A 24,492-nucleotide genomic window follows, 5' to 3' on the forward strand; every position below is an offset into this window, starting at 1 on the left:
AGGGGGCGACCATCCGGTCGCCCCCTCCTGCACTGCTTGGACGCGGTCCGAGCTCAATGCTTACCGCACTCGTTTGATTGGCATCAGGACGACTGCGCTCAGCAGGGCGAGCCCCATGGCGATGAAGAACACCGGCTCGAAACCCACGGAAGACACGAGGGCGCCGGCGGCGACCGGTGCGACGATCTGTGGCAGCGTGTTCGCAACGTTGAGGATCCCGAGATCCTTCGCGCGGTCGTCGACGGAGGGGAGCACCTCCGCCAAGAGTGCCTGGTCCACGGCGATGTAGATGCCGTAGGCGAACCCGCCGATGGCGAGGAAGGCGTAGAACGAGGCGACCTCCGCCGAGAGTGCCAGCGGCAGCGCAGCGAGCGCGAAGATCACCGAGGCGGTGATGACTACCGGCTTTCTGCGTCCGATCCGGTCGGAGATCGGGCCGGACAGCACCGTGGCGAGGCCCGACGCAATCGCCATCACGATCCCTCCGATCGCAATGACCGAACCTGCCCGCTCAAGGCTCAGGCCGAGGTGGTCGGTCAGGAGATAGAGCTGATACAGCAGGATCATCATGAAGGACAGCAGCAGCAGGAACCGTCCAACAAGAGCGAGCAGGAAGTCGCGATCCTTCGGGGGGACGAAGGTCAGCAACAGCGCTTTCAGGGATAGTGCGGCCCTGGGCTCAGCACGGTTGTCGCGCTCTGGTGACAGTGCTACGAAAACGATCATGACGACGGCGATCAGCCACGGCAACCACCGCAAACCCTCCCGCGGCATCGTGACAAGTGAGCCGCCGATGATCCCGCCCGCGCTCTGAGCGATCAGTTGACCAGCCCCGATGAGCGCGGATGCTTTCCCGAAATTGCTTCTCTGAACGCGGTCGGGCAGGACCGCGAACAGTGGTGCCAAGACGATGGCCAGCCCGATCTGGAAGGTCATCCAGAGCCCGATGAGAAGCGGGAAGTTGCTGGTGAAGGACATGCCCGTCGCGGCGACCGCGAGGACGAAGGCGCCGGACGCGATCCACGGATTCCGCTTGCCGAATCGTGAGCGGGTGCGGTCCGACAGCGTTCCGAAGATGATCGTCGCGATCATGCTCGCGAACGACCCGGCGGTGGCGAGGGCCGCGTACAGGGCAACCTTCTGAGCGGGGTCGATTTCGGTCATGAGGGCTTGGATCAACGTGCCTGTGGCTGCGAACGGCAACATCCAACCCGCATGCGCCATGAAGAGCAGCGGACCGAGCCTGCCCAGCTTCGCTGGCGGTGCGCTCGACTGATTGGTGGCGGCGTGTGCGACGTCGTAGTGAGTGCTCACCGGTGCTCCTTTGCATCGACCGGACGGTGTGTGCAGCAGCGTAGGGCAAAACCCGTACACCTGCTACATTTAATTCGTTCGCTCCCAGGAAGGTGCACCGATGCTCGGAACCATGACCGCTGCTGAGAGCACGTCGAAGCGCGCGGCGAGCAGTGCTCACCTGCTGCGCGGTGTCAACGGAAGGGCAGAGCTGATCGCCAATGGCTCACGCTTGCTGGTCCGCGGAGCTGAGGTGCACAACTCGTCAGCGTCCACATCGCGCGCGGCGAACATGGCGTTCGGACGGGTTGCCGCGCTCGGCGCGAACACCGTGCTCGCCCCGGTGACATGGGAGGAGTTCGAACCCCGTGAGGGTACCTACGACGGAAGCGTCGTCGACCGCGTCGTCGTCGCTGCACGAGAGGCGGGCCTCCATCTGGTGGTCCTGTGGTTCGGCGCATACAAGAACGGTGCGTCCGCCTACGCCCCCGGGTGGGTCAAGTCGGACGTTCATCGATTCCCGCGCTGTTGCGACGCTGCGGGAAACCTCACGCGCACCCTCTCGCCGTTCGGGGATGAGACGCGGGACGCCGACTCCCGCGCGTTCGCCGCGATGGTCGACCGCATCGAAGAAATTGACGCGTCGGAACGGACGGTCGTCATGGTGCAAGTTGAAAACGAAAGTGGTCTGCTCGGTCACTCCCGTGATCACGGGCCGGCAGCACAGGCACTGTTCTCGAGCCAGCCTCCAGCTGACGTTCTCCGGGTGAGCGGGGCCTCGGAGGCAAGCCGAACCTGGGATGACGCGTTCGGTGCGGGGCTCGCCGCGGACGAGTACTTCATGACGTGGGGGTTTGCGTCATACATCGGGGCGGTCGCATCAGCGGGACGGGACCGCACTGACCTGCCGTTCTTCACGAATGCCTGGCTGGACAGCGAAATCGACCTGCCCGGTTTCACGCTCGCGGGCGGCCAGCAGCCGGGCAGCTACCCGAGCGGCGGACCGGTCGCCGGGATGTTGCCGCTGTGGCGTGCACTCGCTCCAGCGCTGGATCTCATCGTGCCTGACATCTACTTTGGTGACTTCACCGCCATCTGCGAACGCTACGCAGCGGTTTCATTCGGGCTGTTCATACCGGAGATGCGTCGCGATGCCGTCGGCGTGGGGGATGCATTCATCGCGATCGGTCAGCACCGTGCAATCGGCGTGGCGCCGTTCGGAGTCGATTCGATGACGGACGCCGAGGCGCTGCCATTGCAAGACGCGTACGGGATTCTCGCCGCGCTCGACGCGGACCTGGCCTCCGACGACGAACGTCGTGGTTTCCATCTTGCACCGACGAGCGCGCCCGACAGCGAAGCTGTTCTGGACTTCGGCGACATCGAACTGCGGGTCCGTCGTCTGGTCCCCTTTGGAGAGGTCGTACCTACGGCCGAGGGGGCCTTCGGGATGGTGATTCGGACAGGGCCGGACACTTTCCTCATCGGCGGGCGAGGGTTCACCCTTACCTTCCACGACAGCGTGGGCCGCCGGATGGTGGGGCTCCTGTCAGTGCTGGAACATCCGGCCACGCCCGCAAAATCTGGTGAGCGGGAGGCGCTGCGACGGCTGAACGGTGACGAAACAGCCGGCGGGACCGCCGTGATCCATCCGGCCCGTGAGCAGCGTCAGTCCGACGTGTTTCCGATCCCGATGTCTGTCGAGCACACCGGGGTGTCGTCCGCGACGATCTACTTCGTCGGCTGAGCAGCGACGGCGAGGATGGCACTGACGGATGCGTCCAGCTCCTCTACGAGGTTGAAGTCGTTGTGCAGCAGCCAGCGCAGCTGCAGTCCATCCCACAACGCGATGATTCGGCGCGCCAACACCCGAGCGCCGACCGGCTCGAATGGAAGCGACGGGTCCGCGATGATCCACCCTGTCAGCTCCTGTTCGAGTCTGTCGTAGCGCGCAACCAGCCAGGCGTGGGCCGGATGGTCAGCCGCCGACGCTTCGGCACTCAGCATGAGCAGAAGCCGGAGGAGCTGCGGATGCTCCTGCCCATCTGCGGCAAACCGCGCGATGGTGCCGCGAATCCCATCGCGGGTCGCGTCAACGTTGATGCTCCGAGCGGCGTTTTCCGCAGCATGTTCCAGCACGGCCTCTAGGAGGAGCTCCTTGGAGGGGAAGTGATGCATGATGCTCGTGACGCTCAATTGCAGGTCTTTCGCGATCTGACGGAGCGAGCCACCGGCGTAGCCGTGCACGGCGAACTCTGTCGTCGCCGCTTCGACTATCTCGAGCCGCCTGCGCGGGGTCTTGGCATACACGCGGCGCGGACGACTCTCCGCTGCGGCGTCGTTCCCAAGGGCCATGCGACCAATTTAGCCTGGCACGCATTGCCATCGAGTCGAACGCATCCCGACGGGAGGTCCTTCATGTTCGCGAAGCAGGGACGCGCACACCTCTGCCGGTCTTGAGACGCTTGGTGTCGCGGAACGCGGGGCCATCCGTTCAGGGAGCGGAACGGCGCAGGGCGGCGACCGAGAGTGGCAGCCCGACGAGTCTTCGCCGGGCCGCCAGCCGCCTGCTTTCGCGTGCTCGGTGGTGTCAGACGAGTTCGGGGCGGCGGATGCTCTCCGCGCCGCCGTCGATGAACACGACCTGACCGGTGACGTGGGTGTTCTCCGCACTGGCGAGCCACGCCAGGAGCGCGGCCGGTGCCGAGGGCGGTGCCGCCGGTCCGTTCAACGGGGACGGTGCTCCCGCGTCGAGGGCAGCTCGTCCCTCGGCCGTCTGCAGCGCGGCGGCGGTCATCGGCGTCTCGATGACCCCGGGAGCGATCGCGTTCAGGGCGATGCCCGCTCCGGCCCACTCGGGGTCCTTCGCGTGGTGGCGCACCCACTGGGCGATCGCCTTCTTCGTGGTGGAGTAGATCGCGCTCGATCCCGCGGCGTTCGTCGCGGTCCCGATGCGCTCGGCCTCAGCGCGAGCGCCCGGCTCGTCACCGGCCAGGAGGCGCTGGTACAGGCCGTCGTCGACCTCCTCGAGCGCTGCGAGCGACGCGACGACGACCGCACGCGGTGCGTCCGACCCGGCGAGGAGGGGCCGGAGCCCTTCGAGCGTCGCGATCGCGCCGAAGTAGTTCACCCCGACCGTGACCGGGCTGGCCGCGACCAGGCCGGCGACCGCCACGACGCCGTCGACACGGCCGCCGGACCGCTGCTCGACATCGTGGACGAGGCTCGCGCGCCCCTCGGCGGTGCTGAGGTCCGCGACGACGTCGGCGTCCTTGATGTCGACGCCGATCACGCCGTGCCCGTCCGCTCGGAGTCGTTCTGCGGTGGCCTTGCCGATGCCGGATGCCGCTCCGGTGACCACGTAGGTCCTGCTCATGGTGTTCCTCTCGTCTTCTTCGACGTCGGCGCGTGCGGGACGCGCGAGCTCCGCTCGGGTGGCGGAGAAGTCCTCCGGGTCAGTCGGAGCCGACCAGCCAGTCCGGCATCACCGCGAGCAGGCGCTCCACGATCCGGTCCTGCTGCTCCGGTGCATCGTCGCGGAGCCACGCCGTCAGCAGGGCGATCGCTCCGCCGGCGATGAACCTGGCCATGTCATCGGAGCCCACCCCCGCGGGCACCCGGTCGTCGAGGACTCGCATCGTCGCTGCGACCTGGTCCGCGTACGCCGACACGACGGTCTCGTGCACACGTCCAGACAGCCGCCAGTCGAGGGACGCCCGGTAGAAGGGGTACCGCGCCGCGATGTGCTCGACGAGGCGCCGGTTCGACGCGGCTGCCAGACGTCGTCGCGCGTCCCCGGCGGAGCCGGCCCCGTCGCCGGCCAGGTCCTCGGCGCGTGCACGGAGGTCGTCCAGGCCGATCTCCCGGAACGCGTCGACGAGCATCGCGACCGCGAGTTCATCGAGGTCGGAGAACTGGGCGTAGAAGGCGCTCCGGCTCACCCCCGCAGTGCGCACGATCGCATTGACGGACACCTCAGCGGTGCGATCCGCGGCGACGAGGTGTTCGGTCGCGGCGATGATCGCTGCACGGGTCCGGGCGGGCCGGGGATCGATCGCTCGGGCGGGGAGGCTGCGCTGCACCACGCCAGCATACGACTTTCCAGACACCTGTCCGGAAAAGCTGACGGATGCCGTCCTCACTTACTCACTCACCCGCTCGCTCGCTTCTGCCGCCGCAGAGGGGTGGGAAGTGCGAACGGCCGCGCGGCTGGTTTCAGCTGAGCCGCTCTATCCGGGTGGTCGAGTGTCCAACGGGGTATCCCCTTGCCGCTCAGTGGTGGCCGTGGATGACGGCGTGACCGAGACCGCGACTGATCATCCACCGATTCACCGGAGTTGTGACGACGAACGCGATCGCGAGCGACAGCGCGAGGGAGCCCCAGAACTGCCACTGGCTCAGCTGTGCGTCCATCGCGCCCGGGATAGTGACGATGACGGCGTTGTCGATGACCTCCATGACGGCGATTGAGACGGTGTCTGCGGCGAGAGCGACCTTGAACGCTGCGCCGAGGGCGAGTCCGGACTTCATGACACCGCGCATCGTGAGCGCGTAACCGAAGATGAACGCGAGGATGATCGACAGCACGATGGTGCCTGAATTGTGCAGCCCGGCCGCGGTGCCTATCACCATGCCGAGGACTTCACCGATCGCACAGCCGGTGAGGCAGTGCAGGGTTGCTTGCGCGGCCATCGACCAAGTCGTCACGGTGTGCCCAGTCTGGTTGTGAGGGTTCATCCGTTTCATTTCCTGGCGCTGATGCCTGTCAGTCGTTTGATACCCTCCGGGGGTATCAGACGTTGTAACGCGGAGACCCTCGAAGTGTTCCCGGATTGGTGATGCGGCTGCGCCGAGTACGACCTTGCATGCCGGCTCGCACATCCGGAGCTCTTCCGTGCGAACTGTGATGGCCGATCTAGAACCGGGATCCAATTTTCACTGATGGTCAGCACCGGGGAAAGGCGAGGTGGTGATCGAGCAGGCGCTATCCGCCCGAGCGGTACCGCGAGTGCGGCCAGGGCCTCCGAGCGCCGCACTGCGCTCACGGCTGATACGCACTCAATGCTGCGGGCCCGTTTGCGCCAGTGAGGTAGGGAAGACGCCGGTGTCGGTCCGGGGCTAGGGGAACACCGGACCGGCACCGCGCCAACGGTGAGCGCCCGGTCGAAGCAAGCCTGAAGGCACCGCTTCGAATCCGTCGGGTGAGGCGATCACACGAGTGAAAATACGCTGCCCCCCTTAGTGCGGACAAGATGAGGTACAACCCCTTTGGGAGGGCGATGGCCGACGACTGGGTGTGCTCAGTGGTGATGTCAGGGAACGGTGGCCGATCCTTCGTCAATGCCCACCCAAGATCTGCGGAGATCGCGGCGATGAGCGAGCGGGTAGTTGTCTTGACTTTGCCCGGCCACGGTCTCGCTGAATCGGCGCTTCCGGCGAGGCATACCGCTCCGACCACGCTTCCGCTCGCGTCGTCGATCGATGCCGGCATGAAGCTCAGCCCGGCGTCCTCGATCGATTCGATCGGTAAGACACCGTCTGGGCGAACGGTGCGTATCTCGTTGACTTCATCGCACCGCTGCAGTGAAGCGTTGCCGGATAGTGCCAATCCCTTCGATGCTGCTGACCAATTCGTCGTTGTCGTGCAGGAACCGTTGCGGAGTCCGGCCCACCCCAACACCGCCGGGGGTGCCAGTGAGGATGACATCGCCGGGGAGGAGCGTGATGACCTCGGACAACCGAGCGATGCAGTCGGCGACGGGAACAATGAGATCTCGAGTGTTGCCGTCCTGCATGATTTCGCCGTTGAGGACTGTGCGGAGGGCGAGCGTGGTCGGGTCGGCCAGCTCGTCGATGGTGACGAGGACGGGACCGAGGGGGAGGAAGCCCGGATGGGACTTTCCAAGGCTGAACTGCGGAGATGGTCCAGCCATTTGCTGAATGCGCTCCGACAGGTCCTGCGCAACGGTGACACCCGCGACGTGCGCCCACGCCTGGTTGGGTGCAACCTGGTGGGCGGTGCGGCCGATGACGACGGCAAGTTCCACCTCCCAGTCGACGTGACCCTCGGGAAGTGTGACGGTGGTGTCCGGGCCGGTGACGCTGGTGACAAACTTCGTGAATACCGGTGGCAATCCTTCCGGGGCGTCGAAGCCAATCTCGGAGGCGTGGTCGCGGTAGTTCAGACCGAGCGCGATGATCTGCTTCGGCTGCAGCACCGGCGAGCCGAGCTGATCGGTCGAGTACGTTGTCCCGGCGTTGTCGGGTGCGACGAACGTCGCGGCCCAGGCGCGGAACTCCTCCCAGCGTGAGTAGACGGCGTCGATGCCTGGACCAAAGGTGCCGTGGCTGGCCTCGGCGACGTCAACGGCGTGGTCGCCGATGATGAGGTGGAGGCGGTTGTCGAGGTTTGCGATGCGCATCAGGCGCCTTTCTCGAGCTGGGCGGGAATGGAGGTCGTGATCGTGAGCAGCGCCGCGGCGGTCGCTCCGAGGTGGTGGGCGAGTGCCGTCGCGGCACGGTCGGGTTGACGGGTGAGGGCCGCGTGTTCGAGCTGCTGGTGCTCGCCGGCGATGTCCCGGTCCGGGCTGGAAGTCACGGACCATCGGCGGGCGAGCTCGCTGGCGGTCCAGAAGCGTTCGAAGGTATCCAGCAGCACACTGTTGCCGCATCCTTCGAGGAGCGCCCGGTGGAAGTCGTGGTGTGCGACGGCCCATGCCTCGCTGAACATCGCGTGGTCACCGTCGTACATCGCCGTGCGGGACAGCGTGTGGTGCGCAGCGCGCACGCGGGCCTCCCAGGCGAGGTCTCCGCGTTGGATCGCGAGGCGGAGCATGTTCGGCTCGGTGTTTGCGCGAGCTTCCGCGATCTCCTGCCACCGCTCCGCGCTCACGAGCGGTACCGCAAAACCCTTGTTGTGAAACCGCTCTGCGAGACCTTCGCCAACCAGGCGCAGCAGGCTTTCCCGGACGACAGCCAGGCTGACTCCAAGTTCATCCGCGAGTCCCTGGGGTTTCAACGCCTGCCCTGGCTGGTAGCGGCCGGACAAGACGCCGGTACGCAGTGCCTCGTAGACCCGTATCGACCTGGACTGACCGAGGGAAGCGCGTTTTGGCATGACTTCAGCCTACGCGTAAACAATCGATTGTTGCTACAGTTGTCGATCATCGGGTTCGAGTGGGCCCGATAGGGAGGAAGACCATGACCGCCAATAACCCGTTCGCTCGGCTGCCCGAGGTTCCGAGCTTCACCCTCACCAGCAGCACCGTCGCGGACGGTCAGCCGCTGCCCACCGCGCAGCTCTCCGCTGCGTTCGGGGTCCCCGGCGGCGAAGACGTGTCCCCGCAGCTGACGTGGTCGGGTGCTCCTGAGGGCACCAAGAGCTACGCCGTGACGATGTATGACCCGGACGCGCCGACTGGGTCAGGTTTCTGGCATTGGGCGGTCGCGAATATCCCCGCCTCCGTCACGTCGCTGCCCGAAGGCGCCGGCGATGACACAGCCTCCGGCATCCCGGCAGGTGCATTCCAGCTTCCCGGCGACGCGCGTGCGGCCCGCTTCATCGGCGGCGCCCCGCCCGCGGGCCATGGTGCGCACCGCTACTTCATCACCGTGCACGCCCTCGACGTCGAAGACATCGGTGTCCCCGTGGATGGTACCCCGGCGTTCCTTGGTTTCAACATCGCCTCGCACATCCTCGGTCGGGCAACCATCGTCCCGACCGCGGAGATCACCGCGTGAAGGATCGCCTGATCGCCTGATCACCCGTGCTGCCGGGCTCGCCGTCGCCGCATTCGCCCTCGCGGGCTGCTGCGGCGGCGGGCGGGCACCGACTCCACCAGTCGGTCCCTTACTGCCACGGGAGCCGCACCGCGCATCGCCCCGTCAAGGGCACCCAAGACTGCGTCATCCGGGCTGACCAACATGGATGACATCAGCATGGTTTTCACCAGCAGGACGCAGGTGCCGATGATGCAGCGCTCGCGGGTGCTCGGAATCCGCGGTGGTCAGGGCCGTTCTCCCGAATGGCCGTGGTTCGATGCGCCGAAGCTGACGAAGCGCTATGTCGTCACGTTGTTCGACCGTGACGTGACTTCCGATTCCGGGTCCTGGCATTGGGCTGTGAGGGACATACCCGCCTCCCCAACCCAGCTGCCCGCGGGCGCCGTCGTACCCGACTCCTCCGACCTCCCCACGGGTGCGGTGCAGTTGCCTGGGGATGCGGGCAACCCTCGCTACATTGGGGTTCCCCGCCCGCCGGCGCCGTGGCACACCACTACTACGTCACAGTCTGGGCCCTCGACACTGAAACGATTGACGGTCCCGACAGCGCATCCGCCGCGGCTGTCGAACGCAATGGGCCCGCCGACATCGGACGAGCCGGGCTCGTGTCGGTCGCAACCATCAAGCAGTTTCCCGTATCACCGCGACGAGCCTCTGCTCCGGGGGAGTAGAGGCTCTTCGTAGCATCGGCATCAGCCGTGAGCATCGCCTCGATAGTCGCACCGGTGCCGCAACGGTCTCGTGCTCGACGGACTCCGGGCGCGTGAGAACTCGTCGCGCCGAAGGGGGTGGGCCATCCGGGCAGAACGGTCGGCACGCTCGACGGTGTCAGCGGCGACCACACTCGCGGCGCTCAGCGGTCGCGCGAACGCCAGCGGCTGAGCAGGTCCGCCCAGCCGGAGTACTGGCTACTCGTGGAACTCAGCCTCGATCTGTTCCGAATCGAACTATGACCTTCGTGGTATTGCGACGCACGAGGGGGGCACTCGTTCGGGCTTGACCACGTCGCGCAGTCGACTGGGCTGGTTACGAAGCCGGCTTCGTCTCCGTGCAAGAAGGTATCGCCGACGTTGATGCACGCCGACAGCATCGCATCGCACTATGCATGATGTGGCCATCCTCGTTCAGGCCCGCGCCATATCGCCAACGAACGCGACCCTCGGGGCTTGCCAGGACGCTGCTCGGAACTCATCAATCGAGCAGCGTTGCGAGAAGACAGTTGAGACGTGCGCCGTGGAACGGGGGATCGGCCGTCACAGGTATGGCATCCGTTCGAGCTCCGCCTTCGCCTTCGCAAAAGGTTTGCCCGTCAGGCCAACGAGGACGCTTTGCGACAACGGCCCGAGACTTTCCGAGAGGACGGTGCCGTCATAGTTGCTTCCCTCGATGCCGCTGAAGCCGTAGGCGTGGAAGCGGCCGTCCTCGCCGAGGATGCTGCAGCTCCTTCCCCAGACCTCCTCCCACCAGCCTCGAGCAGGGTTGCCCTTGACGGTTGGCCCGTACGAGTTCTCCCTGCCGAACTGCCAGCCAACTACGCGCTGACCGTCGCTTGACTTCCACTCCCGGCTCGGCTTCTGTCTAGCGCGGAGCGCAGCGACAGTCTCCTCAACTGTTCGCCGGAAGTCTTCTTCGAGATCCATCAAGGGTCCCCTCTCGCAGGACTGCAGTAGCGACGGCTCAGTCCTGCACGGCGCCGCACTCTGAACAGCGCGCGGTACCACCGTTGTCGTGTTCGATCGCTTCACCGCAGCAGCTCGACTTCGCCATGAGAACTCCTCGTTAACTAGTAGTAGAGGGATCGTAAGCGCGGCGCTTCACGAAGGGAAGACGTAGAACGGACGTACCACCGTGCATCTGCGACCCGCACACCCCGCTCGCCGCCGTCGCGCCTTCCGCCGAGGGGGCGGTCTCGCTTGATAGGTGGCGGCTCTGGTACCGGAACCGGCGTGTGGCTCGAGGCGGGAACTTCGGCGCGCTGACGAGATCCGGGTGAGGCGCGCCGTGTAGACCGGCGAGGTGCGGGCCGCGCCGCCAAACAGCAGCAGCGCCGCCTGCATCTCGGTGCCGAGGCCTCGGCGCTGATGCGCGAAGGCGGACCATGAGTCGCGCTCGACGGTGCTTCGAGCGGCGAATCGGCGAGCGTGCAGCTCCTGAATCCCGACCGGCGTCCCCTCATCGAACACGGTGAAGCTCACACCCCACACTCAGGGCTCACCCCAGACCGGAGCTTCCAGTGGCGCTTCGCCATAGAACGAGCCAACGTTGTCGGCTCTGCGTCCGTCCAAGGGCCACGGAACGGCATCCGAGTGGGATCGTGAACACCGGACATGGCCACATCGACGAGCCACGAGGCGCAGCCCAAACAAGGGCCAAACTAAGGGGCGAATGCTCGGACAGGCGGCCCGCTAGCGAAAAGGTTACTTTGCGCAACGTCAGCTGCCCACAAAGCGAAAGCTTCGTGGGCAGCTGATGTGGTGGAGAGCGTTTTCGTCGCGGACAGCGAAGGCCCGCCTACCCCCCCCCCCCGCACGCCGCGTACACGGCGGTCTTTAGAGGCGTTTAGCTCGTGTGCTTATTTGCCTTGCTGCAATACAGTAGTGGCACAAACTCTCCTGCCTCCGCCTTTTGCTGGATTGTCTCCGACGCAGCGTATGCGTCCTGCGGCATTACACCCGCAATCAGCTTCTCAGCGTTCTTGAGCTTCTTCGAAGTGGCGCAGATCGCGACTACGACGAAACGTTCGTTGTTAACCGCGGACTGCGTGTACGACGGGTTGACTCCGGCCTGTGCGGACAGGTCCGTGATGCTTGCGCTTGTTGCCGGCGCATCGCGCTTCGCGTCGGTGAGCGGCTTACCGACATAGTACGCGAGCGTGTGACTCTGCTGATGCCGCTCATGATCGGTCGGGTGATTCGAGCTGCATCCTGCCGCGGCGATGATCAACCCGACGGCTGCGGCCACGAGAACGAACCGTCTCATTCGAATCGGCAATCGATTAGGTTCTTCGATGGCACGAACGCGTGCCTCCACCCGCTGGTCTCGGTCTTGGTCGGGTAGTACGTGTACTTCGTCGTCTTCTTGATCTTGTACTGGTAGTACTTCCCAATCGGTGAGCACCCGAAGAACGCCCCGTTCTTCGGGAAGACCGGCGACGTCTCACTGGTGCTATACGCCACGGACTTTTCGTTTGTAATCCCGAGCGATGCCGTCACAGCACCACGAGTGATGCCGTATGCGGTTTGCACGCTCACTGTTGCGCTCTGCTGAACAGACGCCGTGCACGTCGCGCCCTTCGGCCCACGGCAACCGCCGATCGTCTGGTTCCAGTTCGTGTACCGCTTGTTGACAAGTGAGTTGCTCACCACGGCGTACGTGGTGATGTGAGCGTTGGTCTTGCCACGGGACACGACCCTAGGTCCCGTGCTCGTCGCGGTCGAGTCGTCATCCGGATCGACAACCGTGCTGTCCGGCGTAAATGCGCTGACGGCAGTGCTTGCTGTTGCCTGCGCGTTCGACCAATCTGTCGGCCCGGACACGTCCGCCCGCCAGAAGTACGTCGTGCCGTCGGTCAGCGTCCCGCTCGGCACCTGCACGACGGTGTCAGTGGTCTGTGAGCTCCACACAGGGAAACTCAAGTCGGGGTCCGACGCGACCGTGTATCGGATGGTGTCACCGTCGAGAATGGCACTGTTATCCGTCGTTCCCACCGCCAGTCCGATATCCCCAGCAATGTGCTGCCCATCGGCGGGGAAGGACGACAGCGGCGCAGCAGACCAATTTCCGACACCGAAGCTGTATTCAGTCTGCGTCAGCGGCTCGCCGTAGACGTCGGTTATGGTTGCGAGAATCGTGTTTTCTCCGCCAGAGGGCACCATTGTGATCGAAGAGGACGTTGCTGCAGTCTCCGACAGTGCCACTGGCCCAGCAGTCGGATCACCCGAGTCGATCTCGAGGTACTGCCCGCTGGCCGATGCGGCCGGTGCGCCGACCGTGCAGTTCACGCTCTCCGGAACGTCAGAAGTCCACGAGCCCGCTGCATACCCGTCGCAACTGACTGTCGGAGCTTGCGGGTTGCCGTACCAGCCCTGGACATCGATGACGAAGTTCGTGGCTCCGGCACCGACATTGTGGAGGTTGATCTTCCCGTTTGCGCCGAGGGGCACGGTGATGGTGTTGGTCCGGATCGTGCCGTCTTCGTAGCGGAGGGAGGCGGTGTCGGGTTCGGTGGTGCCGTTGGCCCATACACGGCCCCAGCCGCCGCCGTTGGTGGCGATACTGGTCAGGGTCAACACGACCGCATTCACACCGGACCCCATCACCGGGACGCCTGCCTTCCCGGCGACGTCGTACGCGCGGGTCTCGTTGCCGGCGAGGTTGCCGCCAGCGTTGCGGGTGTCGACGACACGACCCTGTCCGGGCGTGAACACGGCACCGCCCTTGCCCGCGGCGGTGAAGTAGCCCTGGATGTCGATTGCGAGGTCGATGGTGCTGTTGGCGTTATAGATGGTGATCTTGCCGTCCGCGGACAGCGGCACCTGTGCCTGCATCGTGGTGATCACGTCGCCGGCGTAGTTGAACGAGTTCGACGGTCGCGCCGCACCAGTGGCGTACGGGGTGAGGAACCCGACGTTAGACGTGCTGTTCAACGCGATGAGGTTCACGATCACCGCAGACGCGCCGGCCGGAACCCCCGCCGTACCCGTCACCTGCAGGACGGCGGACTTCCCCGTCGTGAGCTGCGCCTTCGGAATGCCGGTTCCGGAACGGCTGTCAGCGACCCGCTTCCCGTTGGAGGGCACGAACCCACCGGGGGCGGTGCCGTCGGTGTTCGCCGTGTAATAGCCCTGCACGTCCAGGATCAGCCGCACACTTGTCTCGGCATACACCTGGACCGTGCCGTCCGCGCTGACGGCGAGGACGGACGAGAACGACGTGTTCTGCTTCGCTTCGCCACCGTAGATACCCATCAAGGTCTGACTGGTGTCGGCGTCGGGGCGGCCGAACAACTGCCCCTGGCCCGGGATGTCCGCGACGGTCGCGACCACGGACACGGCACCGACAGTGCCGTCATCGGGTAGCCCCGCGACGCCGGTGACGTGAACGGTCCGCCATGCCTTCGCGGGCATCGGTGTGCTGTACCCGCCGATGTTGTTCTTCGTGTCCATGATCCGACCGGTCGCCGGAACGAACACGCCACCGGTTCCGGTGTCATTCAACGCCTGCGCCGGTGTTGCCACCAGCACAGACCCGATCAGTGCCAGCGCTCCGAGTGTCGCGGCAGCGATGCTGCGCGTCCTCGAGCGCGGAGCGTGCAGCATTACGCGCACGAGACCCCCTAGGTCAGAAGGCAGCACCAATTGCTGCCTTTCTTCGCAGCATAAGAGGACGCTGGGACTTGTCCCGTGGCACCTATACTGGGGGCTCATGAGAAACCCCAGATCAGCAGGGGTAGTTCCATGATGGACTTAATGCATCCTCAGTATTAGGGCTTGTCAAAGCTCCCTGCTCAACACCAGAGCGTAGGCCCTTACGACGACGCCAAGTCTTGCGCGACGACGACACAAAGAGGAGCTGCCCACACCGCGCGAAGCGGACCTTAGGCTCCGAACGGCTCGGTAGCCGATCGGCTAACGGACGAGCCTGTCCTGTTGCGCACGGCGCTCCCGTTCCTGCTGTCGAGCAACTCGCGGACCCCGTGCGATCAGAATCGTTCCTGCAACAGCGGCAGCGAGGGCCGCAGCTAGCAGCGGTAGCCAAGGCGTGAAGTCCGTGACCGCCGCCACGATCGTCAGAACGATCAGGGCTACCGTCAGCGAGCCGATGATCCACGCCACCCAGAGCCGGTACTTACGTATCATTGCCCCATAGTGCACTGGCTTTCGGTAGAGGATCGGCTACCGAGAGGGCCCGCAGGTGGACGATTCCGACGACGCAGTTCGGTTGGAAGTGACACCTAGTACCGGCCGCGGCGACGTACGACTGCGAGAAGCCCGAGTGCACCAGTGCCGAGGACGACCAGGGCGACTCCGACCCAGACGGAGGCAGGGTCGGTGAGGAGGATGGCAAACCCTCCTACCGTGACGATGCCCGCTGTGGCGGTCTGTGTCCACACCAGGTAGTTCCATCCAGGGTCCCCGCGCTGCGTCATGATGCTGACGGTACCGGTGGGTGTGAAGGACGAGGATCGGCTACAAGATGGGTCGGGGCGCCAGTTTCACGCCCGCGCCCGCGGGGCTCCTCCGCCGGGTCACCAAGTCAGTGAGCGAGCGTCTCCTGATCTGTATCGCGTCGAGCCCTTCGCCTCGCTGCCCGACGGAAGACCATGAGCACAGCGGCGCACGTAACCGTCGCAACGATGCCGATCGCCGTGCTGCTGGCCGACCCGCTCCCGTAATTCGACCAAGGCACCCCGAGAGCCCACTGCAGTGCAGGGCCCACCACGAGTAGCGCTCCGGCCGGTACGACGACGATGAGCAAGGCTCGGCGGCCGCTCCAAGAAGGATGAAGCAGAACGACCACGGCCGCCGCCGCGACGACCGCGAGTGCACCGTAGATCCACGATGCTCCGGACATCCGCCAGCCGTCGTGTGTGAACCAGTCTTGGACTTCGTGGCTGGTCCGTGCCCAGGCATGCCGGCCTCGGCCGTGCGTCGACGAGATGACGGGCAACGGCCATCCAATGATCGCGAGAACCCCAGCGATCGCACTTGCGATGCTGAGCAGGACCACCCCAAAGCGCGACCCGGATCTGGGCTCGACGTCGAAGTCGGAGATGCTCACGCGGAGGAGGCTATCGGGCAAGAGCGACGGTCGTTCTTGGCCGCGCATGCCGCTCGCGGCGTATCCCGTCCTGACCAGTGGGTCCGGTAGCCGGTAGTCCACCGGGCGGCCGGCTGTGCTGACCACGAAGACCTTCCGAGTTTCGTCCGTCTGAGGAGCCCTGTCTCACATAGGTGGTCCGAGACCAGTCTCACTGCGGGTGCCTCATCCGGCCGCGCCACAACCGTCGGTGCTCCTTCCTACGATCCAACCCATGGGTCGTCGTCGTTCGGGTCGTTGGGTGCCGCCGCAGCCGTTTTCGTTAGAGGAAGCAGCACGCGGCACCGATGTGCGCGAGCTGGAAGAGCCACTGCCCGTTTATGTCTGGTTTCAGCTTCCGGACCAGTTGATTCGCCGTGACGATGCGGTTGCTCGGAGCATGACCCGTGACGCGGTCTGGGTGGAAGCGGGTCGTGGCGAGACGAAGCTTGAGGCGTGGGTGTGGAGGAGTTCGGTCCGCCACAGAGCGACACCGTGACTTCCGGCTTCAGCTCGGCAGGTTCCATCGGAGGTCGTATCCGGTGTCGGCGAGGAACTGCAGGCGGTTTCGGACTTCTTCGAGTGCTGCGGTGTCGTCGTCGTTGCGGGTGTCGGCGCGGAGGAGCGTGTTCGCGGTGATGATGTCGTCGGTGCGGTCCGTGTAGCCGGAGGCAGTTGCGATGGTGAAGATGGTGGGGTCGGCCGGGATGATGAGTTCGGTGCTCGCCCGCTGCTCGTCCTCGTCGGCGATGCTGCTGGCGTCCGCCGGGACGACAAACATGGTGACGGTGGGGACCTCCGGCTCAAACCCGAGGCTGGTCATGTCAACCTCATCAGGGCTGAATGCGACGAGTCGGTACGGCGTCGGACGTTTGGTGATGGATGGGTACCCGGGTCGGTCGGAGATGCCGCGGCCGGATATGAGACACCCCGCACTGATGAGTCGTTCCGCCTGTTCCGGTAACGACAGGTCGGAGCGCCATCGGGTGCGGATGCCGCCGGGTCCCGGGTAGCAGGCGATGGCGAAGTCGACGAGGCCGCCGATCTTCCGTGATTCCCATCCGTTGTCGGTGCGGTGGACGCGTTTGCCGAGCCGGGCGAGGGCGTCGTCGACTTGCCCTGGCGTGAGTCCTGCGCGGACGAGGCCGTCGAAGGTGGATCCGTTGACGGCGAGCATCCGCGCGACGGCGAAGGTGACGTAGATCGGTGCAGCGTCCTTCCACCGGTCGTGACTGCCGAGGACCTGCTTCCCGTCGACCCAGACGCGTCGTCGGTCGACGTCGACGAGGAGGACCGTTGTGGTCTGTTCGGCGAGTGCGATCTGCGTCGTCGTCACCGTCCGCGGCGCCAACAACAGCAGTTCCGCGGGCACAGCCAGCTCGTCGCGTGGCTTCTGCGTCGACGTCGGGAAGCGTGCACGGCGGCCGTCGGGGAGGCGGATCGTGTCGTACGACTCCACGACCGCGGTATGTCCGGCGAGTTTGAGGACGGCGAGAGCGTCGGTGAGGTCGGTGGTGTCGCCGAGTCCGTACGGCATCGTGATCTGCGGCTTGTCGCCGTACGCGGCGGTAACCCACTCGAGTGCCGGGCCCATCAGGGGCGCTCCTCCGGGGTGTCTGGTCGGACGAGGGCCATCAGCCAGCTCGCCTCCGTTAGGAACGGCTCCCACCCGTCCCGGGTGTCGCCGGAGGCGGGTTCGAGCCGGTAGGTGCCGGCGACGCCGGCGCCATGGACGATGACCTGTCGGAGTTCGGCGTCGGTTGGGTCGCGGAAGAACATGTGCCCGTGAACGCCATGCACGTCGAAGGCGACGTTGAGAAGGAACAGGTTGGGCCGACGCGTCACCATCGCCACTGCCGTCCTCGGAACAGGGCGATGATCGTCGCGAGCGGCCGGCCCTGCTGAATCCAGGTCAACGGCGTCAGGGGTTCGTCGTCGACGGTGAGGAAGGTGCGGGGTGTGGTCATGAACTCGGTCATCGCTGCAGCGTCGAGCAATGGTTGCGGTGCGGCTGCGAGGAGGACGTCGAGGCCGGGCAGCAGACTCGACGGGTCGCCGAACTCGGGCAGGGCCGGTTTCACGAGTTGCCAGTCGGGGATGCGTTCCTCGCCCTCAAGGTCGAAGCTCAGCAGTCGGTTCGACCCGAACAGTTCACCGACGTCGTCGATGCTGATCTGCAGCGCTGCGGCGGCTTCCGGTTCGGTGAGCGTCGACTCGAGGAGATGGCGGCGGATGCGGGCCTGCGTGGTCCGCCACCCGTCTTCGGGGACGTCCGCCGGGTCGACGGGTGGGTTTCCGGGGTCGCGGGTGAGCTGCCGGCCGTCGTCGGTGTAAGCGCTGAGCTGCTCCCGGGTGACTTCCCCGCGGGCGTACATCCACAGCTGTGACTGCCACGGCACGTCGTCGGGGAACCCCTCGAGGTAGCCGGAGTGGATCACCGCCCGCACCGCCTTCTCCCGTTTCGCGATCTCGGTGGAGGGGATGAGGAGGGTCTGCACGATGCGGTTCGCTTCCCGCACCGCCGGCACGGTCAGGTCCGACAGGACCGTGTTGGTCTTGTCGTAGAGCTCGTACCCGGGGTCCTTGTCGACGGGACGGACCAGAATCTGCGCCAGGTGCGCGTCCGGATTGTCCGTGTCCTCGAGGAGGACGTGGCCCCAGAGGATCCGGTCGTTCGAGAGATGCATGGACACCAGACGCATCATCAGCAGGTACCTCCAAGACGGGCGGGGCGGTCAGGGTTGCGGGAAGTCGGCCGCTGTTCGGCCGATGCGGTCGGGCGTGTAGCGGAGGATGAACTGCATGATCCGGTCCGCTTCGACCATCGCCGGGGTCGTCGGGTCCTGCGCCGCTGGGTCAACGTTGGTCAGCCGGAACCAGGGCGGTTCATCGGCATGGTCGATGAAGACGGTCGGCGGCGCTTGGTCGGGGTGGTCGGTGTCGGTGAACAAGACGGACCCGAAGAACCGGACGTCGTCGTACGCCAACGTCAGCGACAGCAGCTGCAACATCAGCGGGCCCCGCCCGGGGCGTCGCTGTCGGGGTGCCAGCGGAGGTCTCGGGCAAGGTCTGCTTGGAAGTGCAGCAGCTGCCGGAGCCCGTTGACCGCGTCCGTGTTCGCGTCGTCGTAGCTGTCGGCATAGATGACGTGCGCCGTGACGAAGTCGTTCGTGCAGCACCCCAGGTCGGTGGCGGTGAGGATGGTGGTGTCTTGCGGGATGACGACGGTAACGGTCGCGTCGTTCGCGGTGGCGGGCTCGTAGCCGAGCGAAGCCATGTCGGGGTGATGGGCGAAGAACGCGGTAAGCCGGTTCGGTGGGACGAGGACACCGGCCTGCTGCGCCGCCCACCGGTCCGACATCAACCCACCAAGCCCGATGAGCTGGTCTGCCTGGTCGTCGATGGTGTCGTCGCGTCGCCATGAGGTGCGGACCCCGCCCGGACCCGGGTACGCGGCGAGCGTCCAATCGACGAAGTTGCCGAGGTCGGGCGCTTCCCACCCGCGCTCGGTCGACACGACGTGATCGCCCAGCCTCCGAAGCGCCTCCGCAACCTGCTCGACCGACAGCCCGGTACGGGCTGCGATGTCGACGGTGCCGCCACCGTGCATCGTGACCGTACGGGCGACGGCGAACACGTTCCGCCAGCCTGGTGTCGCGTCGCGTTCCATCGACGACCCGTACACCTGCTTGCCGTTGGCCCAGACGCGTTGCCGTTTTCCGTTCACGACCACCAGGTCCGGGTACCGGCGTGCCAGCGACAGGACACCGCCTTCGGACCCGCCGGGCAGGACGATGAGGTCCTCGGTCCGTTCGGCTGGCGTGCCGTCGTCGTTGATCGTCGCGGTCGGGTTCGGGGTGGACAGGAACCCGGACCGGCCGTCGTCGAACCGGAGCCGGTCGAACGCCTCCACCTTCGCGGGCATCCCCGCAGCCGCGAGCGCCACCAGCGTCTGGGTGATGTCGATCGTCCACCCGAGGCCAAATGGCAACGAGAGGATCCGCTGGTGATGCCGAATGTCCTGCACCCACTGCCGGTCACCCATCAGCGCCGCCACCGTCCGGCCCCGACGGCCGACACGAACCACGTCCGTTCAACCGTGGGTCGTCCTCAGAGAGCCGCTCAAGCCCCAGCCCGGATGCGTCGAGGATGGCGTTCTCGGACTCCTCGGTGGCGACGAACGACCCGATTTGCGCGTTGACTGCGACAAGAGTCCCGATTCGACTCCGCGCATCCAACACCACCGCAGCGACCTCCTCGACCGTGCAGTCGGACGCGAGCTCCGGCTTCGACGGGTGCAGGGCCGGGAACTCCAGCTGCTGCACCGGCGGATGCCACTTCACCCCGACGCGGAGCACTCGCTCGTCGGCGTCGTTGCGGTAGAACATCGACCCGAACGGGCGGCCCTGATCGAGCGTCAAATCCGCTCCGTAGAAAGTCCAGCCGCCAGCGGCGTACGTCGGGTCCCACCGTTGGACGGTGAGGGCACCGAGCCCCATTTTCAGACCCGGGATGAGCGCTTGCCCGTCTTGCACCTTTGCGTACAGCGCGCGCAGGTCCGTGGGGATACCGTCCCGAAGGTACGCGAACGGAATCCGGGCCACGCCGCTACTACGTCCCTGATCGTGGCCATTCCAGCCGTCACCTGTCTCGCCGTCCATCGCTTCCGATCTCCCTCAGCGCTTGCTCGCGACTGCACGGGCCTACGGTGCGCCCGATTGGTGTTCATAGTAAGGAACGTCAAGCGATCTGTCGAGGACCGTTTCGATGAGGTCTGGCTGAGGGGCCGCGGACTGCTATCCGTGCGGCGTTCGAGCACCCGACGCAATGGCCAACGCAGGGGAGGCTCGGATCGCGGAGAGTGCAGCAAGCAGCTCCGCTCCGGGAGCGAACCGGCGGGCTCTGCTTACCGCCCGCTCGCCGATCACGTGCCCGCGTCGAGTCAGTGACATCCGCGCCAGGACAAGGAAGTAGGGGTTACGAGAGGGGTCTTACTTACTTTACTTACCTCTACTATTACTTATGTGTAGGTAGTAGATGTATATCCCCGGCAGGTACATATACCCTCCTATCCCACTAGCTGTACCTCCCGCAAAAGACGGTGAGATCGTAAGCCCAGTCGTGATCGAGACCTCGCATACCGCGCTTCCGGACCACCCACATACGGCCGACCTCCGCGCATACAGCCCGCAGCGCTGCACCCCGCAGCGCAGAAGGAGCAACCATGCAGGAACGGACCTGGTTCAGCGGGCAGCGAAGTGACGGCTCAATGATCGCCACGGTGATGGACGACATCGACGTCACGATCGACCGCGGCGGACTGATCACCATCAACGGGCCGGCGGGCGGCTGCACAACTGTCGAGTTCGATGACGCGGTCCCGCTCATCGCCGCGCTCACCGAAGGGGTTCAAATCCTTCGCGACCTCGGACATACGGAACGGACCGCCATCGTCGAATGGATGCGCGAACACGAGACCAGCTGACCGTAGCCGTCTCACACCTCACACCAGCCGCTGGCGTCCGCGCATAGAGACGACGACCGAAAGGACGTCCTCCCATGGCAACCCAGTCTCGTACCACCCGACTCGAAGCATTCATCGGCGCAGCCGCCGCCAAACACGAGGGCCGATACGACTACTCCCGTGTGCCAGCCGAGTTCGTCAACGCGCACACGAAGGTCACAATCGGCTGTCCCGACCACGGTGACTTCCGACAGGAACCCAACGAGCACAAACGTGGACAGCGGTGCCCGGACTGCTCCGGGCGCCGGAACGCCCGCTCTCCGGTCCGACGGAGCTACTTCATCGCCCGAGCCATCGAACTCCACGGCGACCGGTACGACTACACGCAAGTCACGTACATCGACCAGCACACACCAGTCACCATCGTCTGCCGACGGCACGGTCCGTTTACCCAACGACCGATGAACCACCTCTCAAGCCACACCCCAAGCAACTGCCCCGACTGCGCGACCGACAAGCGCTGCAAGAGCCTCAGGTCGGCATGGGGCAACCGCGACCGTTCGCAGCGCCGTGACGGTGACACCGGCGAATACCTCGCGGCCTGAACAGAAACGACCGGGTCACCGTGGGGGGACGGCGACCCGGTCGAAAGCTCGTTGTGGCGAGCTCAGAGGAGAGCGTAGCTGCGGCAGTCAGTTCGCTGCGGCGTACGCGTCACGAACCTGCTGACTGATACGACCACGAGCGGCGACCTCGTGACCATTCGCGGCCGCCCACTCCCGAATCTTCGCGAGCTCATCCGGGTTGCTGCGCGCCTTGCTCGAAGTAGCCGCGGAGGTGGTCCCGCGGCTACCGCGGCCGCTGACCTTCCGGGCGGCCGAGATGTAATCCGAGAACGCTTCACGGAGGTTGTCGGCGTTGTCGTCGGTGAGGTCGATCTCGTAGCTGCTGCCGTCGAACGCGAACTGAACGGTCCGTCCCTTGCCGGTCTCAATGATGTCGCCGGTGAGATCGTCGACGAGGTGCGTGGTTACCTTCTGCGCCATGTGCTGCTCCAATACGTGGGGGTTTCTTCCAGCGTGTCATACGGTAGCGGGCGAATCCACTCCAGAACGATGGTGGCAGCCCCTGTGCCGCAGCTCGAATACGCGGGATGGCTCAGGGACACTGCATCGATTTGATGCCCCCTTCTGCAGAGCGGCTTCACGATCCGGCGGCCGTGTACGCGTTTCCCGGTGGCGATACCGAGCCAGCGTTCTGTCCGAGAATCAACCGAGTCCCGGCGATGTTAGGCCTTCGCTGCTTGTGTGGGGCAAGGGGTATCGGACCGGGGAAACCCCGCCCACTATCCTTGAGAGATGATCAATCCTGGTTCAGGGCGTGCGTGTGTCGATCTTCAAGACTGAGCCCGAGCCGCTCCTTATCCCACGAACCGCTGCTCATGTATTCCCGGCGGCCTTCGTCGTCGGCGTGATGCTCGAAGCGTCCATCGTGGTTGGCCTTCCGTGGGGGAGATGGGGCGAGGACGCTGAACTTCGGCTCGACTGGCTGGCCACATGGGGCGACGCGCTTCATGACGACACTGCGACAACGCTCCTGGCTTTCGTTGCCGCCGTGCTTGTGCTTTACGGCATCTCGATCGGTGGCCAAAGCAGCTTCCAGAAGCGTGTTGATCGAGACAACGCTCGCCGGAGTGCGGGTGCGCTCGGTGTACTGGTCGCGGTGAGCGCGATGGTGCTGTTCGTATTCGGCGTCTCCGCAGCGATCTCTGATCCGAAGTACGTGCCGTCCCTTGTGGTCATCGTTCCGACCACAGTCATCTGCTGGTATCTCGGCATTGAGGTCGGACGGTATGTCGTACCGAATCTCCGTCAGCAGATGATCACGGCGCGGCAGCAGGAGGCTGCGCTTTCGCAACGTCGGGAGACGCTGACGGAGGATTTCGCCGCGGGGGGAACGATCGTGCTGATCATCGGCGGGAGAGCCTTTGGCCTGGCGGTCGTCTCGATGATCACGGTCGCCGTCACTGCCATGCCCCGTCGCTGGGAGGTCATTGTGGGTTCTGGGGGAATCGCGTTCCTCGGCGGCGCGGTGACCCTGGCGCTGTACGCGCTCATCGCGGCGAGCAGCCTCACAGAAACCAATACGGGGAAGATCATCGCGATGCGTACTGGCGCCGGGTTCATGTACCTTCTCGCTGCTGTACTCACGACGGGCATCATGGTCGTTGTCGCACCGACTGCCTGGGCCGGCGCCGGAGTGGTCCTTCTTCTCTTGCTTCTCGGGTCGGTCGGGTTCCATGTGAGGCAGCCCACGCCCGGCACTCCACGGGCGCGCCGCACACTCCGCGCGGCCATGGCAGGGATCGAAGCAATCAACCTCGAGCAGACGTCGGAAGCCGTCGGGAGGCGAGTTCAGGAACTTGAAGAGCGGGCGCGGCCAATCCGAACCTGGATGAAGCGCCAGGTCGTCAAACGTCGCCGCGACAGCGACAGTGACGCTTCGTTGCCGGAACGAATCACGGAGATCGGGGCGCTGAGCTCGCCATCGTGCAGGCGTCCGAGGATCCTCTCGCGCCGAAAGCGCGCGAGTTGAGTCTTCAGCGCGCGGCAGCCGGAAGTATCTGCATGAGCAAATACTCCCGGTCCGTCAGCAGCGCCGCCACCCACCGATGGTTCCCGTCGACGAGGACCAAGCGACCGTCCCGCAGCCGAACTGCCAGTGGCCCTCCCGCGCCCCACGATGACGGAACCGAGTCCCACAATGTATTAGGGGCCTCGAGGTAGTGCAGGATGACGTCCAGTCGCACGACGCCCTGCAGGCTGGCGTCAACATTGATCAACGGGACGGCCTGCAGCGTCGGCTGCGGGCTGCCGCCCCGGATCCACCGCTCGAGAGTTGACATCGCTTCTGAGTCGTCCGCCACCGACGCTGCCGGTAACGCGAGCAATGATGTGTCGATCAGCTGCAGCCCGGAACCGTCGTCATCAGTCCACATGCTCGACAGACGCGACTTCCACAGCCGCGCGTTTCCCAGTTCGTTCACTATCGAGTGCTCCAAGTCTCCCCTCGACAACGTCATGGCATGTTGCTCGCAACTGGTACCGAAACCCGAAATCCACATTTGGACGGATGCCGTGACAACGAACGGCCCC

Annotated in this window: 26 protein-coding genes; 6 read left to right on the plus strand and 20 right to left on the minus strand. The window is 65.4% G+C overall.

What is annotated here, in order from left to right; all coding sequences use genetic code 11:
* Nucleotides 1-60: 60 nt before the first annotated feature.
* Complete coding sequence (locus BIV01_RS13970) at nt 61-1,314, minus strand: MFS transporter (RefSeq protein WP_217642561.1); 1,254 nt, start codon at nt 1,312-1,314, stop codon at nt 61-63.
* A 112-nt stretch (nt 1,315-1,426) separates the two neighbouring features.
* On the opposite strand from BIV01_RS13970, the gene BIV01_RS13975 reads away from it, so the two are divergent.
* Nucleotides 1,427-3,040, plus strand: coding sequence for a DUF5597 domain-containing protein (locus tag BIV01_RS13975; protein WP_175473735.1), 1,614 nt, complete (start codon nt 1,427-1,429; stop codon nt 3,038-3,040).
* Here the strand turns inward: BIV01_RS13975 and BIV01_RS13980 are convergent.
* The 6 genes from BIV01_RS13980 to BIV01_RS14005 all read right to left on the minus strand — a co-directional run bounded on the left by BIV01_RS13980 (nt 3,025) and on the right by BIV01_RS14005 (nt 8,410).
* A complete protein-coding gene (locus tag BIV01_RS13980) occupies nt 3,025-3,648 on the minus strand; it encodes a TetR/AcrR family transcriptional regulator (RefSeq protein WP_071303235.1) in 624 nt (207 codons plus the stop codon). The genes BIV01_RS13975 and BIV01_RS13980 overlap by 16 nt on opposite strands.
* A 235-nt stretch (nt 3,649-3,883) precedes the next feature.
* Nucleotides 3,884-4,669, minus strand: coding sequence for an SDR family oxidoreductase (locus tag BIV01_RS13985; RefSeq protein ID WP_071303236.1), 786 nt, complete (start codon nt 4,667-4,669; stop codon nt 3,884-3,886).
* A 79-nt stretch (nt 4,670-4,748) separates the two neighbouring features.
* Entirely contained in the window at nt 4,749-5,375 is a 627-nt protein-coding gene (locus tag BIV01_RS13990) for a TetR-like C-terminal domain-containing protein (protein ID WP_175473736.1), read from the minus strand.
* A gap of 190 nt (nt 5,376-5,565) precedes the next feature.
* Nucleotides 5,566-5,985 (minus strand): DUF4396 domain-containing protein, encoded by a 420-nt coding sequence (locus BIV01_RS13995; RefSeq protein ID WP_175473761.1) that lies wholly within the window; start codon nt 5,983-5,985, stop codon nt 5,566-5,568.
* 875 nt (nt 5,986-6,860) lie between these two features.
* The gene (locus BIV01_RS14000) at nt 6,861-7,715 is read right to left on the minus strand and encodes a fumarylacetoacetate hydrolase family protein (protein WP_071303239.1); all 855 of its coding nucleotides are present in this window, start codon (nt 7,713-7,715) and stop codon (nt 6,861-6,863) included.
* On the minus strand, nt 7,715-8,410 hold the full coding sequence (locus tag BIV01_RS14005; RefSeq protein WP_071303240.1) for a GntR family transcriptional regulator: 696 nt from the start codon (nt 8,408-8,410) through the stop codon (nt 7,715-7,717). Before BIV01_RS14005 ends, BIV01_RS14000 begins: the two co-directional genes overlap by 1 nt.
* Nucleotides 8,411-8,493: 83 nt before the next feature.
* On the opposite strand from BIV01_RS14005, the gene BIV01_RS14010 reads away from it, so the two are divergent.
* The gene (locus tag BIV01_RS14010; protein WP_071303568.1) at nt 8,494-9,033 is read left to right on the plus strand and encodes a YbhB/YbcL family Raf kinase inhibitor-like protein; all 540 of its coding nucleotides are present in this window, start codon (nt 8,494-8,496) and stop codon (nt 9,031-9,033) included.
* A gap of 231 nt (nt 9,034-9,264) precedes the next feature.
* Nucleotides 9,265-9,759: a YbhB/YbcL family Raf kinase inhibitor-like protein gene (locus BIV01_RS20440; protein WP_368073355.1), complete on the plus strand. Its 495-nt coding sequence runs from the start codon at nt 9,265-9,267 to the stop codon at nt 9,757-9,759.
* A gap of 569 nt (nt 9,760-10,328) precedes the next feature.
* Here the strand turns inward: BIV01_RS20440 and BIV01_RS14015 are convergent.
* The 11 genes from BIV01_RS14015 to BIV01_RS14055 form a co-directional block, all read right to left on the minus strand.
* Nucleotides 10,329-10,715 (minus strand): hypothetical protein, encoded by a 387-nt coding sequence (locus BIV01_RS14015; RefSeq protein ID WP_071303241.1) that lies wholly within the window; start codon nt 10,713-10,715, stop codon nt 10,329-10,331.
* A 919-nt stretch (nt 10,716-11,634) separates the two neighbouring features.
* Nucleotides 11,635-12,036, minus strand: a complete 402-nt coding sequence (locus BIV01_RS19425) for a hypothetical protein (protein WP_139199377.1) — start codon at nt 12,034-12,036, stop codon at nt 11,635-11,637.
* A 14-nt stretch (nt 12,037-12,050) separates the two neighbouring features.
* On the minus strand, nt 12,051-14,402 hold the full coding sequence (locus BIV01_RS14020; protein WP_217642562.1) for a hypothetical protein: 2,352 nt from the start codon (nt 14,400-14,402) through the stop codon (nt 12,051-12,053).
* 300 nt (nt 14,403-14,702) lie between these two features.
* Nucleotides 14,703-14,933 (minus strand): hypothetical protein, encoded by a 231-nt coding sequence (locus BIV01_RS19910; protein WP_175473737.1) that lies wholly within the window; start codon nt 14,931-14,933, stop codon nt 14,703-14,705.
* A 397-nt stretch (nt 14,934-15,330) separates the two neighbouring features.
* The gene (locus tag BIV01_RS14025) at nt 15,331-15,855 is read right to left on the minus strand and encodes a hypothetical protein (RefSeq protein WP_139199381.1); all 525 of its coding nucleotides are present in this window, start codon (nt 15,853-15,855) and stop codon (nt 15,331-15,333) included.
* A gap of 526 nt (nt 15,856-16,381) precedes the next feature.
* Nucleotides 16,382-17,467: a hypothetical protein gene (locus BIV01_RS14030; protein WP_071303244.1), complete on the minus strand. Its 1,086-nt coding sequence runs from the start codon at nt 17,465-17,467 to the stop codon at nt 16,382-16,384.
* Entirely contained in the window at nt 17,467-17,727 is a 261-nt protein-coding gene (locus BIV01_RS14035; RefSeq protein ID WP_071303245.1) for a hypothetical protein, read from the minus strand. The genes BIV01_RS14030 and BIV01_RS14035 overlap by 1 nt, the downstream gene beginning before the upstream one ends.
* Nucleotides 17,715-18,566, minus strand: coding sequence for an antitoxin VbhA family protein (locus tag BIV01_RS14040; protein ID WP_139199385.1), 852 nt, complete (start codon nt 18,564-18,566; stop codon nt 17,715-17,717). The genes BIV01_RS14035 and BIV01_RS14040 overlap by 13 nt, the downstream gene beginning before the upstream one ends.
* Before the next feature lie 42 nt (nt 18,567-18,608).
* Nucleotides 18,609-18,824, minus strand: a complete 216-nt coding sequence (locus tag BIV01_RS14045; RefSeq protein WP_139199387.1) for a hypothetical protein — start codon at nt 18,822-18,824, stop codon at nt 18,609-18,611.
* Nucleotides 18,825-18,883: 59 nt separating this feature from the next.
* The gene (locus tag BIV01_RS14050; RefSeq protein WP_139199389.1) at nt 18,884-19,918 is read right to left on the minus strand and encodes a hypothetical protein; all 1,035 of its coding nucleotides are present in this window, start codon (nt 19,916-19,918) and stop codon (nt 18,884-18,886) included.
* Nucleotides 19,911-20,534 (minus strand): hypothetical protein, encoded by a 624-nt coding sequence (locus BIV01_RS14055; protein ID WP_139199391.1) that lies wholly within the window; start codon nt 20,532-20,534, stop codon nt 19,911-19,913. Before BIV01_RS14055 ends, BIV01_RS14050 begins: the two co-directional genes overlap by 8 nt.
* Nucleotides 20,535-21,097: 563 nt before the next feature.
* Here BIV01_RS14055 and BIV01_RS14060 point away from each other — a divergent pair.
* Complete coding sequence (locus BIV01_RS14060) at nt 21,098-21,358, plus strand: hypothetical protein (RefSeq protein WP_071303250.1); 261 nt, start codon at nt 21,098-21,100, stop codon at nt 21,356-21,358.
* A 74-nt stretch (nt 21,359-21,432) separates the two neighbouring features.
* A complete protein-coding gene (locus BIV01_RS19435; protein ID WP_139199393.1) occupies nt 21,433-21,942 on the plus strand; it encodes a hypothetical protein in 510 nt (169 codons plus the stop codon).
* Between the two features lie 87 nt (nt 21,943-22,029).
* Here BIV01_RS19435 and BIV01_RS14065 read toward each other — a convergent pair whose 3' ends face one another.
* Entirely contained in the window at nt 22,030-22,383 is a 354-nt protein-coding gene (locus tag BIV01_RS14065) for a histone-like nucleoid-structuring protein Lsr2 (protein ID WP_071303569.1), read from the minus strand.
* A gap of 340 nt (nt 22,384-22,723) precedes the next feature.
* Between BIV01_RS14065 and BIV01_RS14070 the strand changes: the two genes are divergently transcribed.
* Nucleotides 22,724-23,932, plus strand: a complete 1,209-nt coding sequence (locus BIV01_RS14070) for a hypothetical protein (RefSeq protein ID WP_071303251.1) — start codon at nt 22,724-22,726, stop codon at nt 23,930-23,932.
* A gap of 4 nt (nt 23,933-23,936) precedes the next feature.
* Here BIV01_RS14070 and BIV01_RS14075 read toward each other — a convergent pair whose 3' ends face one another.
* Nucleotides 23,937-24,383, minus strand: a complete 447-nt coding sequence (locus BIV01_RS14075; RefSeq protein ID WP_139199394.1) for a hypothetical protein — start codon at nt 24,381-24,383, stop codon at nt 23,937-23,939.
* Between the last annotated feature and the right edge of the window lie 109 nt (nt 24,384-24,492).

The organism is Curtobacterium sp. MCBA15_013 (genome assembly GCF_001865095.1).
Taxonomy (GTDB): domain Bacteria; phylum Actinomycetota; class Actinomycetes; order Actinomycetales; family Microbacteriaceae; genus Curtobacterium.